The 13896-nt window shown below is 62.3% G+C and carries 4 protein-coding genes; 2 read left to right on the top strand and 2 right to left on the bottom strand.

The window, feature by feature from the left end; all coding sequences use genetic code 11:
* Window positions 1–40: 40 nt before the first annotated feature.
* Complete coding sequence (locus NKI95_RS20390) at window positions 41–1054, bottom strand: SctD/MshK family protein (RefSeq protein WP_352719077.1); 1014 nt, start codon at window positions 1052–1054, stop codon at window positions 41–43.
* 123 nt (window positions 1055–1177) lie between these two features.
* Window positions 1178–1360 carry a hypothetical protein gene (locus NKI95_RS20385; protein ID WP_126092905.1) on the bottom strand — a complete coding sequence of 61 codons (183 nt, stop codon included), beginning with the start codon at window positions 1358–1360 and terminating at the stop codon, window positions 1178–1180.
* A 214-nt stretch (window positions 1361–1574) separates the two neighbouring features.
* Here NKI95_RS20385 and NKI95_RS20380 point away from each other — a divergent pair, with 214 nt between their 5' ends.
* Both NKI95_RS20380 and NKI95_RS20375 read left to right on the top strand, forming a co-directional pair.
* Entirely contained in the window at window positions 1575–2435 is an 861-nt protein-coding gene (locus tag NKI95_RS20380; protein ID WP_352467377.1) for a MurR/RpiR family transcriptional regulator, read from the top strand.
* A 76-nt stretch (window positions 2436–2511) separates the two neighbouring features.
* Window positions 2512–13893 carry a LysM peptidoglycan-binding domain-containing protein gene (locus tag NKI95_RS20375; protein ID WP_352719076.1) on the top strand — a complete coding sequence of 3794 codons (11382 nt, stop codon included), beginning with the start codon at window positions 2512–2514 and terminating at the stop codon, window positions 13891–13893.
* Window positions 13894–13896: the final 3 nt, after the last annotated feature.

Below are 13896 nucleotides of genomic sequence, written 5' to 3'. Positions count from 1 at the left end.
ATCCGTGCCGTGTCGAATCGTGCCGCTTCAAGCCGGCGGTTCACGGATATTTCAGCGCGACCGAGGCGCCGCCCTTAGTCAGGAGAAGTTCGCTTTCGCCGATGTGTTTGACGGCCCAACCGTCGTTGGTGAATGCACCTTCGTGATATCGCGCGCCATCGGCTGCGATGACGTAGGGCCGCTCGCCATACCAGATCGCCTGCAGCCTCAGGCGCGGCGCCTGCTGCGCATTGCCAACCATGACGTTGGAGATGAGGGGAAGGTGAGCGCCGAACGACTGATCGAACCAGGATTGCGTCTCTGCCCAGACATCACTCTTGTCGTTCGGGATCATGCCCGAGACCACGAGGCGTCCGTCTGATTGCAGAACCGTTAATGTGATTATGCCGGATTGCTCGAGGCGCAATTTGAGCTGACTTACCGCTTCGGCGGCCGTCTGGATTTGCGCTGGCGATGAAGCGTCCAGGACTTTTTCGCCTGTCTTGCCGGCGAAAGCCACCTTGACCGTTTGCCCGTCTTGGGAGGACGCCTTTGTGCCAATCTCTTGCTTGGCGAACGAGAGCCCGTTCGCGGCGACGGAAACTGCCAGAACCGCACAGAGAACGCTGCTGGCGATCAGCAGCGGACGATTGGCAAAATACCCAAAAGACCATCGATTGGGTGCGCGTTCCAGGCTGGCCAGCCGGATGCGCGCTTCGCCTAGGCTTATGGTGAGCGGCAGCCTGCAGCGGCTGCCATGTCCCTCACGGATGGTCTCGCTCGTGGCCAATATGACATCGCCGCCGACGGCTTCGATTTCAACTTGGCTGCCCTTGCGACGCAGCCTTGCATGAATCGGTGCAATACCGGCATCCCGCAGGACAATGTCCGACTCGGTGCTGGAGCCGATCTTATATTCTGGCTCGACCAGGCTGACTTCGGCACCGGCGTGAAATCCATGGGTTACGCTCAGCGCTATGGAATGTCCGGTACCCGGGGAGGGGGCGATGATCGATCGGAGTCGGCGCGCCGGCACTGCTGCTTCCAGACGTTTGCTGATAGGACGAGCGGTCATGCCACTTCATCTCCCGCCGAATGACCATTTCCAACGCAGCCTGATGACGGCGCTGAAAAAATTGCGCCGTGCAAGTACGCCGCCGGGTGCTTGCGGCGGCGCATGATTCGAGAATCCGCCGCCTTAGGCCTTTTCAGCCGACTGGCCGAGTGTCCTGGCGGTGCTCATCAGCATGTCATGCTGGGATTTCGCGATCTCTTTCGTGATCTCCAGGCCAAACATGCGCTCCTGGTGCTTGATCATCTTGTCCAGGTTCTGTTCCGGCGACCCTGCAGAGCCGGAGGTAATGGGAGGGGTAGCAGCCATCATTGTCTCCTTGAGGGACTATCCAATTTGCAAACTCCGGACTCACATCGCTGCTGTCCGGAGGGTTGCGAAGGCAGCTTAAGGCAGCATGGCTGAAAATGAAAGTCCAGTTGGAATATTTGAGACACTTCGGTTCCAACTGTTGCGTCTTCCGCGTTCAAGGAGTACCTTGGCGGGTGGGTGAATGGGGTATTTCAGAATGGAAAAAGGTCCTTTGGCCGAGCTTTTGGTCGAACGGTTCGAGACTATGCCGCCGCAGTTGCGGGTCGCCGCACGTTTCGTGCTGGATCATCCCAAAGATGTCGCACTGATGTCGATGCGCGAGCAGGCGCACCAAGCCGGCGTTTCGCACAGCACGATGATGCGGCTGGCGCGATGGATTGGCCTTGAAGGCTACGAAGACATGCGCAGCCTTTACGCGCGCGCGCTGCGCGAGACCATCGCGCGCGAGCCGGCGCGACAGAATATCGGACAGCATGGCGATCCGGGATATTCGACTGCCGGCGTCGTTGCCGACACGCTCGCCGCCCAGATCTCAAGTCTTGGCGAGTACGGCAGCGCCATGCAGCTCATCGCGGCAGCCGGTCTGCTCGCCCGGTCGCGCGATGTGTTCGCGGTCGGCTCGCGCGGCGCCTATCCGGTCGCAAGCCACTTCGTTCAAGTCATGTCGCTACTGGCTGGCACCGATTGCAAGGTGACGCTTGTCGGCGAGATGGCCGGACCGGGCCTGGATGGCCTCCAGCACGCGGGACGCGGCGCGGTACTTCTTGCGGTGGGCATGTCGCCCTACGGGCGCACAACGATCGACATTGCGCGACAGTCGGCTCGGCAGGGCATCAGCGTGGTGGCGATCACTGACAGCAGCGTGTCGCCGCTGACACAGATCGCGCGGGAAACGATTATCGTTACGTCAAATTCGCAGTCCTTCTTCCGAAGCATGGCGCCGGCGTTCGCCGCCGTCGAGATTCTGGCAGCACTGGCGGCAGCGCAGTCTGAAACGAACGCAGCAGAACGGGTAAAACAGTCGGAAGAGCAGCTCGCTGCTTTCGGCATTTATTGGAAGCCCCCTCGATAACATCCGAAAGGCTGCGATCCGGCGGGCGTGACGGCAGCCAGGCTGCCGGCAACGTTGATTTCCGGAGGTCGTCCTGATGGTTCGCCCGATAACGCCCACCAAGCCGCCGGTCCAGCCGCAAAAGGTCAATGCCAAGGCAAATGCCGCGCAGACAGCGCGGCTGGAGGCGCAGGCTGCCAAATTACGGGAGCAGATCAGGCTTGCCAACAGGATGGGCGAGCGTGATTGGGCAGCTCAGGCCCGCCAGGAACTGGCCCGTGTTAACACGCAACTGGATTCGCTTCAGCCGCCGCCGGTTGCGGCTTCGGCGGCGCCGAGTGTCAACGTCGTCAACGCCAGCAACGGCACATCCGGCAATGGCAGGACGGTGACGCCGGCTCTTTACACGCAGACCGATCTCGCGGCACTGGCCGCGACACCGGTGAAACTGGACAGCAGCACGCCCGGAGACAACGCCGCGGAAGCGACGACTGCGCGCAACATCGTCAGCGACGTCACTGGCGGCAAAAGCATCGACCAGATTGCATCTGCCCGGGGCATGACGCGCGAACAGGTTATCGCCGCGCTCAGGTCCGGCGGGATGAGCGTGTCGACCACCGACCCGACAAGCAACAATGGCGACGTGCAGACGACGACGATCACGGATGCCAGCGGCCGCACCGTCAGCCAATATTACGACTACCAGCACGACAGCTACTACACGAGCGTGGAACAACCCAACGGCACGGCAACCACCACGCCGATCCGGGATGGGCTCGGGCGCAAGGAAACCAGCAGCTATAATCCCGATACCGGTGCGATCACGACGCGCTATGAAGACGATCTGGGCACCGGAACCGTCTCCGAGCGGACCACCTTGCCGAACGGCGCTTCAGTGGAAACCGTTACACCTGGGTACGGGCCGGCCTTGCCGGTCACCACCGTCAACGGGCCAGATGGTCACAAGACCGTCCTCGCTGCATCGCAGGATCCGGGCGGGGCAACCACCCAGGGCATCAAGGATGATCTCGCCGACGGCAAGAGCATCGAGCAAATCGCGCGTGAAAGGGGTCTGACCAACGAGCAGGTGATTGCCGAATTGCAGGCCGCCGGCTATCAGGTCACGGCGCGCGAACCGACGAGCGACAATGGTGACGTGCAGTCGGTTGAAGTCGTCGATCCGAACACCGGCGACAAGACCGTCTACTATCACGACTACCAGCATGACGAGCGAACCGTCGTGACGACGTCCGACGGCAAGGAAACGACGGTGTCGGAGGACGGGAACGGCGGGACGCGCAACAGCGTCCGCAATCTCGAGACAGGCGAGACCACAACTACAATCGTCGATCCGAAGGCCGGAACTGAAATCAAGATCGTCACCGACAAGGACGGTCGGGTAACGACAACGACCACCGAGAAGATCAATGGCGGCGAGCCCGTCGAGTACGAGGTCAAGCCTGGCGACAACCTGACCCTGATTGCGCAGCAATATGGCGTGTCGCTGGACGATCTGAGGAGAACGAACCCGGAGCTGTTCAATTCGCCTCGTGACCCAGACATCATCCATCCGGGGGAAAAGGTTACTATCGAAAACGGTACCCGCACGACCGTGGAAGTCACCTTCAACGGCTATACGCTGACTACGTCGTCAGACGGCAAGATCACGCTGACCAACGATACGACTGGCGCCGTCACGGACATCGCGGCCGGCACCGCGCAGGAAGCGTTGGCCAAGCTGTTGCTGGACATCAACCCGAACAGCAATGACCCGGAACAGGCCAAGGAAGACACGATAGTCAAGACGACGCTGGACGGCATATTCGGCGGAGCAAGTCCCGAGCTTGCTCAAGAAGTCATAGACAAGCAGCAAGCAGTAAAGGATGCGATCGAGAACTACGGCGGAGGTACTCCCGCGACGCAAAGTCTCGACGGCAGCGCCACGTCGGTCGGTCCGTACGGGAACCCACCATCACCGACGGCTCCTTCAGGCGGGAAGTGGGTGCCACTGCTGGTCGATGGGAGCTGGCAATGGTTCGACCCGGAGGTAGCCAAGGCGATCGCAGCCGAGAACGTTGCGATTGCGAACCTCGGCGAGGCACAGGCAAAGCTCGAGCAGAGCGCGGCACAACTCGACGTCTATGCGCTGGACCCTGAATACAAGAACGCCATGGAGGGTGCCGAGTCGACGCTCGACGAGGTCTTGGCGCCTTATGGGCTGGAGTGGAAGGCCCCCGAGCCGAAGGGTACGCTGGCAGATGCGCAAAATCGGTTGACCCTCGCCAACAACGCGCTTGAAAGCGCCAGCACTGCCCGGGCCGAATACGAGCAGGGCCAGAAGTCACTTCTCGACGCGATCGACAAACAGATAGACCTGCCGACGCTCAGCGATCCCAACCAGACAGCTGTCCGCAGCACGGATGGTCCCAGCGCCGAGGAAACCAACCAACAAGGAAAGGCCGCGCACGCGGAGGTCGCCGAGCTCTTTACGAACGTGTCGCTCCACACCGCCAATGGCAACAAGGCCACGATCGACCAAATGCTCAGCTCGACCGAGTTGGAGCTGAAGCTTACCGATGCCAAACCCGGGAGTCCTGAATATACGGAGATCGAAGGGCGACGCGACAGCCTGAAAGAGTTGCAGAAGGCGGCGACCAACCAGGTAACGCTGGCCGAAGCCTATCAGGAGTATGGGGTTGCGCAGAAAGAGGCGGCGGATCTTGCCGTAACCATGGAGCCTCTCAAGCAGCAACTGCTTGCGCAGGCGCGGGAAAGAAACCCACACCATTTCGATTGGGAAGGGTATACCAATGGACGCGGTGAGTTTACCGGCAAGATATTATCGCAGGACATAGTCGAGGAGAACGGTCAGCTCTATGTCGTTACCGTCTATGAGAACGACACTTTCACCGACGAGAACGGTGATGACACCAATGTGCATAAATCTGCCCTGACATACGCTCTCGACGACGAGAATATCAGGGAAGACTTCCGCAACGATCCACTCAACAAGCAGTGGCAGGAGATGCTGGCGTCGACGCAGGATGTATCAGCGCGGGTCTGCACGCCATATGGGAACGGATCGCACTCGGCGCTGGAGGTGGCCAAGTCGAATATTATAGGCGTGCAGGTCGATCAGCTGGATGCCGGGCTGAGGGACGCGAAGACGAAACTTGTCAACGCGACGACGGCACGCGACCAGGCGATCACCGACTACGGGCCGGGAACCGTAGAGGCGCCCGCCGGCACGCTCAAGCCGGGCGAGACGGCGGTGAAGATCACGGTGAACGGCCGCGACCTGTGGGTCGCGCCGGAGGTTGCCGCGGCCTACGAAGAGCAGGGGCCAGGCGCGATCGGCGACAGCGGCAAGTGGGTCCAGATCGAGATGGACGGCCAGATGCTATGGGTGCACCCCGAAGTCGCGGCCGCGGAAATCGATCGAGGCCAGGCGGAGACCGAAAAGAACCAATTGGAGGACTGGGAAGAAAACGTGCGGCCGGCGATGGTGGCAGGGCGCGACTGGTACGCTTTTTCCGCGAGCCACCCCAAGCTGCTCGAATATGGTTTGGAGGAGCACGAGGCGAGACTCAAAAACGAGTATTTTGAAGAACACCGGGACCAGGCGCTCGCTGGATATCAGGTGCAGTTCGAGAACCTCTACAAAGCCGGTTTCACCGGCGAATACAAGACATATACGTCCGGCGAACTCAGCGGTACCGTTGCTCAGACCCTCGGCCTCGATCCATCGAGCGAGGGAGTCGAAAAGGTCGTCGACGAAATCACCGACCGCGCCGGCGACAACGCCGAAGTCAAGATCGTGCCGATCTTCTCCCTCGATGGCGGGATGGAATCATCGACGGCCTTGTTCGCGATCAAGGGCGATGGAAACGAAGCCGGCTATGTCGACAGTTCTGGTAAATATTACAGCACCTTCGATGAATTCCAGCACGAGAATCGCATCTTCGGCGAGAAGGGCAATCTGGTCATGGCCAAGGGCGGCGACATGTCGCTCGGCGAGGATGGTTTTTCGCTCGACGAACTGGAAGTGGCCGACGCACGCAAAGTGGATTTCTGGGACAAGGCCACCGACATAGGCCTGGGCATCGTGGCGGGCGCCGCCACCATTGTCTCGTTTGTTCCAGGCGGTCAATGGGCCATTCCAATCGCGATCACCTCCGGTGCGGCTCTGGGCGGTAAGGCCTTGTACAGGGAAGGTGAGCACCTCCTTCAGGGCGGCGACTTCGACAGTCAGTCGGCTTGGAATATCGCGACCGGCGTAACCGCATTCCTGCCCGTAGGCGCCGGCGCCCTGCGCACGTTCGGCTTGGCCAGGTCAGGCTTGTCCGGGTCCGAGGCTTTCGCGGGTGGGTTCGGGATGACCCGCATGAAGGATGCCAGCTGGGGCATCGGCAGATTCCAGGTGAACGTAAAGCAGGCCTCTTATGCTGATGACGTCTCGGCGTTTATGCAAAGCGGCAACAAGCTGACCACCGCTGCATGGGGGCTCGATGCCGCCGCCGTGGTTACCGGTGTTCCGGTGCTCGGCAAATCGGTGGAAGATCTGGCGGCGCATGGCGGCGAGATGTCCCTGCTCGAGCTCGCGAACGCAGTCATGGGGATAGGCGTCGGCACTGTCGGCACAGGCTTGGGCGGCCGCTCGCTGTTGTACAACATGCCTGGAGCGGGCGGTACTCGGAGCGGAACTCATACGTCGGCCAGTTTTCCTGGCGGACCGGATTCGGGGCCACAACCACGGGCCGTCTACGAAGTCGGTCCCGACGGTGTCTACAGGCCCACCGGCGAACAGGTCATGCCGGACCCGGATGAGATCATCATCGATGGCGATGTGATCGGCGAAACGTCCGGCCAGCAGGGGCCTGGTTTCGGCGCCCGGAACGGTTTTGACAACACGGGAGGAGCTAACCGTCCAACCGGTCAGCGCGCGCTGCCGGCCGGCGAGTCCGAGGGTCCGAACCCGCCGCCACCCACGGGCGGCAGGGGTGATCCATCAGGCGACGGCCAGCCGTCGCGGCCGATGGTCGTGCATGAGCAAGGCCCCGACGGCGTCTATCGCCCGACCGACAAGCTGGTCTTCCACGATCCCAGCCACCCGGTCGTCGAGGGGACGGTCGTCAACGTCCACGATGAAGGGCCGAGCGCCCCGGGCGAGCGCGGCGATCCCGAAAATGCCAGCGACCGAGGCGCCCAGGAAGTGCGTGAGCAGAATGTGCGCCTCCCCGCCGACGGCGATCCGATCGTGGTGCCGCCGGTCCGCGGCGACGGAACGACGCGCCCGGCCGAGAGCGGCTTACGGCTCGTCTGGGACCCGGTGACCAAGACGTTCACCGGCATGCCGAGGCCTAATCCCGCGGAATACACCTACACTAGCGGCAAGGATCCGCGGCAGACGGGTTATCTCGACGGCACACGCCCTTCCGACCCGGCTGTGCTGGCCACCCCGGACGAGCTCCTGCTCCAGTCCGAAACGGAAACACGCGACGGTTCGAGCCGCGAAACCAGCGAGCGGCAGGGGCCTTCCGGAGCGAAGCTGCCGGAAGGTGGGGCGGCAGGCACCCCCCCGTTGATGCGCTACACTCTTGGCAACCGCCACACCGGCGAGATGCTCGTTAATTTCAACCTGCGAGAAGGGCAGAGGGTTGTCGCGATACCCGAACCCAAGGCGATCACGGCCGCGCCGGAACCGGTGCCGGCTCCTGTCGAGCTCGATCCTTCCTTGCCGGTGCTTTATCTTGGCGCCGACGGCCGCTGGACAGCCGATCCGAACGCCCGCACGGAGCCACCGGCCGTAACGGACACCGGGCAGCCCAGCCCGGCTCGGCCCGACGGCACGCCGATCATCAATCATTTCTCGTCAAACCCGTACAGCTTCGGCCAGACGTTCAACGCCGTCAGAGCCGGCCTCAGGCGCATCGGCACGCGTTACCTGAACACCGAACCCCGCTATGACTATCCGAAGCTTGGCGAACTCGTCGACAGCATCTATCACAGACCGGTTCCGCAGGGCGGCGTCACCGCCGGACAAGACATCTACGTCGAGGCTGGCGGCGAATACCTGCCGGCCAAGGTCATCGAGGCCGGCCCGCAGGCGAGCATGATCCGCGACATCGTCCTGCCGAGTGAGCACGCCACGGAGGCCGGCTACCTGGGTTCCGGCCCGACGGTCGAACGCGCCAAGCGCGGATCGATAACCACGCCCAATGGCCAGCTCAGGGTCAACACCCCGGCACGGGAAGTCCATACGTTCGATCCTGCCGACAATCCGGAAGTTAGCCATCGCTCGGCCCTCGGCGAAACCCTGGCCGCGACCTTGCCGGCGCTTCCCGACGATGCGGCGACGCCCGCGCCGACGTGGGTGCCCGAGCAGGTGGAGCTCGTCGGCGACTACCTCCATTCCCTCGAACGTTCCACCGATCCCGTCGTCCGCGATGCGGTGACCATGACCAGAGTGCAACTCGGGGGCAGGGGCCTGCCTCAGTCCGGCACGGAAATGACGCAGGCTCAGCATAATGCGCTTGTCGAAATGCTTAACGCCGACCGGAACAACCCGTTCACCGGCTCCAAGCCGGTCGGCCAGCTTTCGATGAACGGCTTGACGACCCTCCAGGTGTTCAGCGCTCAGGGCAAGCTGCCGCATCTGTCGCCGGGAGAAGTGATCGACCAACTCGGCCTGTCGTCCGATGGCAGGCTGCCCCGCGGCGAGCAGTTCCTTACCGCCGGGGCGCTGCCAGGAGAAGCCGGCTGGACCGATGCCGGCCGTGGCATCGTCGGCGACTACCTCAAGGCTGCGTCAGGCTCCACCGATCCGAACCTTGCCGCCGTGGCAAATGCCGCCTCGCCGTTTTTCAAGGGGCGCGCCACGAAGCCCGGCAAGGCCGTGACCGCCGCACAGCAGGATGCGCTCATGCAAGTCCTGAGGGCCGACGGTGGCAGCACGTGGGTCTACGGTCCGAAGCTTCAGCCGGAGTCTTCGTTCAACCCCGCCGGCAAGCTTTCGCCGGAAGGCCGCTACAATGAGAAGGTTCTGTCCGGCCACGAGACCTGGACACCGTATCTTTGGCAAGAGATGCGCGGTTACGCCGCCAACCAGCAGAAATCCGCGGACCCCGCGGTCCGGTCGCTCGCGCACGCCTTGGAGAACGCGCTGCCTGGAAGCAAGCCCAAGGCCGGGAGCGAAATCAACAGCGACGTGCCTGTCCTGCTGGCGCGGTTGCTGGATGCCGACAAGGCGAGTTCGTGGCGCGCCCCGACATTCTTCACGGATGCGCAAGGGGTCTGGCGGTCCGACCGCGCGACCGTTTCCTGGTTCCTGCAGGAACACGAAGCCAATGTCTTGGGTGGGTCGATGCTGAACGATCTTGCGGGCCGCACGGTCGGCCTCGGCGGATCGATGCTCGGCATTAAGGTGCCGCTGCCCAGCCGGCAGGTCTATGGGGAACTCAGTCTGAAGAACAACGGCCCGGACGGCACGGGCTTTCTGCTCCCGGTCCATCCCGACGACGCGAAGGGCCAGAAACTTTTCGTCAATGGATACCGGCCGAATTTCGCTTATGACGAGGCTGCGGCTCCATCTGCCCAGTGGGTCGCATCCGCCCCGATGATGTCGAAGAACACGTTCCAGAGCGAAAACGCCATTGGCGCTTCCATATCCATCGCTGGCTTCTCTGTGAGTGGGGCCTACGTCAAACGCACGCTGCTCTATCTCGGTGGCGAAGGCGGCCGGTCGGGGTATACGCTTAGGGAACCTGGCCCGCTCAGCCAAAGGGCAGCCTCCTTCTGGGAAGAAGCTGCGAGAGGTGGTGCCAGCCACTATAGTGCCGAAGGCAAGGTGCCCGGTTTCGAGGATCGGGTCCTCTACCGGAACTACGATATCATTTCCCCCTTCGGAGGCGGCAAGGAACCCTGGCGCGCTAGCCCTGCCTTCGAGGGCGTTCCGCGCGAGGCGGGCGCCGGGCCACTCAACCGCCTGGACCGCAAAGACCACGGCGTCGGTTTCGCGGTAAACCTTGGGCAATGGCCGGTAACGACAGCAGAACTCGGCTCGGTGAGGAAGGTTCTGGTGCCGCATGCCCGTACCGCCCGCGCGCACCCCGGATTCTCCGAAGGCGCGCAAAAGGTTTTCTCCGCGCTGGAAACGTCGGATGGGCGACTGACGCCGGGCGTCCTGCAACATCTCGCTGCTTATCTTGGAGAGATCGCAGCTTCTCCCAATCCCCAGCTCAGATTCGCTGGCCAGCGCGTGTCCGATGTGTTCCCGGAACTGGGTGGTGCGCCATATCCGGACCAACTCGCCACCGTCGACGGACGCCCAGACGGGATGAGCAAGCCAGCGTGGAAAGCGTTGCGGCAACAACTGGATCAGCAGGCTCGCAGCGAACTGACGCCCACGCAGGCCCATTACCTCAACCAGTTGCTTGAGCGGGAGGTCCGCCATAATTCGCCGGCGGCAAACGGCTTGCCGCCAGCTGGCGAGGGCCCGATCGCTCCCCGCAGTCCGGCGCCCAGGCCAGCGCCGAAAGGGCAGGGGTTTGCAGCAGATGGGTCATCGGGCCCGTCATTCGCCAAGCCGCTGACGCCGGCCGAAATCGCGGCCAACCGCCAGGAGGCGGCAAGCCTGCTCGACAACATGCTGCATCAGAACCTCGGCATGCCGGAAGTCACCAAGGCCAATCTTATAGATCAGCTCAGCCGCTCGCCGACGCTGATGGAACTCTTGCGCGGCGCTCACGCGCAAGGCGTACGCATCGTCAACCCGGCGCGGCACGACCTCCGGATTTTCGACGCCAGCTCCGGCGACGATCTGACGGCGACTGGATCACAATACGTCAGCGACCTGGGAGTAGTCTTTGTCGATGCCGAGACATTCCGTGCAGCCGATGCGGACAGCGACACCGTACTTGCCGAATTCGTCGACCTGCTCGGCCACGAGCTGTCCCACGTTGGGGACGCGCCGATCGACCTTCATCCCAATAATTTTCCAGATCGGCAGGCGTATAAGCATGCCGTGGTCTCTGCCTATTTGAACGTCGAGGGCGAAGCGACATTTGCTCAATATGCTGCTGCCGACGAGCTTGCGTTCAACAGCGGCAAGCCGGCTGCTATACTCGGCGCCGAGTGGAATTCGGCCCAGGCCGATATATTCGCCCGATACAAGGCCGGCGAGATCGATCGATCGCAAGCCGTTGAGGAAATGGCGACGCTATTCAGTGAGAAGGAGCCGAGCACTGCTGACGGAACGTATGGGGAGTTTTATGGCCGGTACGCGGATGAGCTATACGACTACTACGCGTCCACTGGTTCCCACCCCCCGGCTGAAACTGGCCGTCCCGCACCAGCAACCCACGGCCAACCCGCTCCGAACAATGGACCGCTCACCCGAACCGGCGTCAGAGCGATCCCGCTCGACCAGGTTCCGGATCTCGTCATGGGCGATTTCCAGCCGAACCAGATTCCTTGGCTTAAGCGCGAGCAGGTGGCCGAGCTGACGGAACAGCAATTCCGCGACATGGATCAGGCCGGCTTGCTGTCCTATCTGACCAAGAGCCAGCTGCGCGGTATCCCGAAGGCAAAGATAGGCCAGGTCAACATCGCGGGCTTCGACGGGAAACAGATTCCTTGGCTGAGCGAGGGCCACATCCGGAATGTGACCGACCAGCAGTTCCGCGATCTCGGCAAAGCCGGTTTGACGCCTCACCTGACGAAACCACAATTGCAGGCGATAAAAGGAGACATGGTCGAGTTCGTTGACGTGTCGAAGTTGGAAGCGCGCCAGATTCCGTGGTTCAAGCCCGGCCAGGTCGCCAAGTTCACTTCACAGCAATTCAAGGATCTGGGCGAGGCCGGATTGCTGAAGAACCTCACCGAGCGCCAGGTTCAGGCGATCCCCGCAACCATCATAGATTCGGTGGACGTGGCGAAGTTCGATCCCAACCAGGTGCCGTGGCTGACCGAGAAGCAGATCCCGGTGCTGACCCGCGATCAATGGGGTGCCTTCACGATCCACCACACCGAAGCCCTGACCCAGCCGCAGATCGAAGCGGTGGCACCAAAACAGTTCGAGGAAATGAGCCCCGGCCAGTTCCGCAAGTTCACGCTTGAGCAGTTCGAGTGGATGAGCGGGGATCAGACGAACGCCCTCTCCGTGCTGCAACTGACGACCTATCGGGCGACCCATAAAAAGGCGATGACGCCGGATCAGGCCACCAGCGTCGATCTGGCCCTCAGCCATGCCAGGATGCGGGAAAACGCTCAGGCACTCGCCACCTTTGGCGGCATGTCGACCACCTCCTACATGTTGTGGAGTTCGTTGCCGCCAACCTGGACCGCCACCGCCGCAGCGGTGGCATTTGGCGCGCGAGGCGTCGTTTTCGGCGCGCAGGCGCTCTTCCCCAACGCAACCGCAAGTCACAAGCCGTTCGGGCGTTTCCTCAACGCGCTCGGCGGAGCCACATTCATTGCCGCAGCGCCAGGTGCCGCGACCGGGATGATCCAGGGTAAGGATCTTGTCGTCAACAGCACGTTCACGCTCGGCAATATCGTCTATGGCACGAAGTCGATGCTGCAGTCGTTCACCGGCAGACCGGTGATCCGGAACCTGGCCGAATATCTGGCTGGACCCGGCTATGTGCTTGGCTGCGCCGTCTATACGGTGCACTCCTGGCCGGCGCCGATTGCCACAGTCGCCGGCACCATGTTCACGTTCGGCTGCGCCGAATTCTGGGCGTCGGCCATAAGGACGGACCGGATGAATCGCCGTTCGGTGCCGCGAACCGACGCTGATATCGCGGCGGCGGAAAAGTCCGACAAAAAATGGACTGCATGGGATCGGTGGACTCTGGGCATCACCTTCGGCGTTGGAATGCTTCTCTTCTCGCTGGACTCCCTGCTCGCGGAACCTTGGGAGGACGCGAAGACGACCCCTCCACCCGATCCGAAAAAACCGGATGGCGATGCCTCGTCCCAGCAACCCGATGATCCTTCGGATGTTCCAGGTGGGCCGCAGATCCCGGGGGAGGATTTCCCGCAACTTGTCGTGGTTGCCGATGACGGCCTGAATTTGCGAACCGAGCCTGACGGGGATTCGACCGTGGGAACGGTTCTGCAACCCGGCACATTCGTCGAACAGATCGCGAAGCCATCGACCGATCCGTCAGGGGAGACCTGGATACCTGTCGAAGGTTTCGGACCGGATGGCGAAATGCATAGCGGCTGGGTTTCCGGCGACTATGTCGAGGCTCATGCCGAGGGCAGCAGCAATGCTGAGGGCCGCACGAACCCAACGCTGGAGAAAGACGGCTATCAGTGGGTCGAGGTCAAGGATGGCGACAGCATTCGCCTGATCGCCAAGACCCATTCTGCGGATGTGGCTGACACGGTTGTGCTCAACATGGATCATATCCTGAGCCCGGACCTGATCTTCTCAGGCGACCGCATCTATCTGCCTGTCACGTCGGTCAGCTGAGAC

This window comes from Mesorhizobium sp. M0306 (assembly GCF_040321655.1).
In the GTDB taxonomy this organism is placed as follows: domain Bacteria; phylum Pseudomonadota; class Alphaproteobacteria; order Rhizobiales; family Rhizobiaceae; genus Mesorhizobium.
This window is presented reverse-complemented; position numbering and strand designations above follow the sequence as displayed.

What these genes read in the sequence shown, in the direction of transcription:
- NKI95_RS20390 (WP_352719077.1), bottom strand. Translation starts at nt 1,054, where the DNA reads ATGACCGCTCGTCCTATCAGCAAACGTCTGGAAGCAGCAGTGCCGGCG.
- NKI95_RS20385 (WP_126092905.1), bottom strand. Translation starts at nt 1,360, where the DNA reads ATGGCTGCTACCCCTCCCATTACCTCCGGCTCTGCAGGGTCGCCGGAA.
- NKI95_RS20375 (WP_352719076.1), top strand. Translation starts at nt 2,512, where the DNA reads ATGGTTCGCCCGATAACGCCCACCAAGCCGCCGGTCCAGCCGCAAAAG.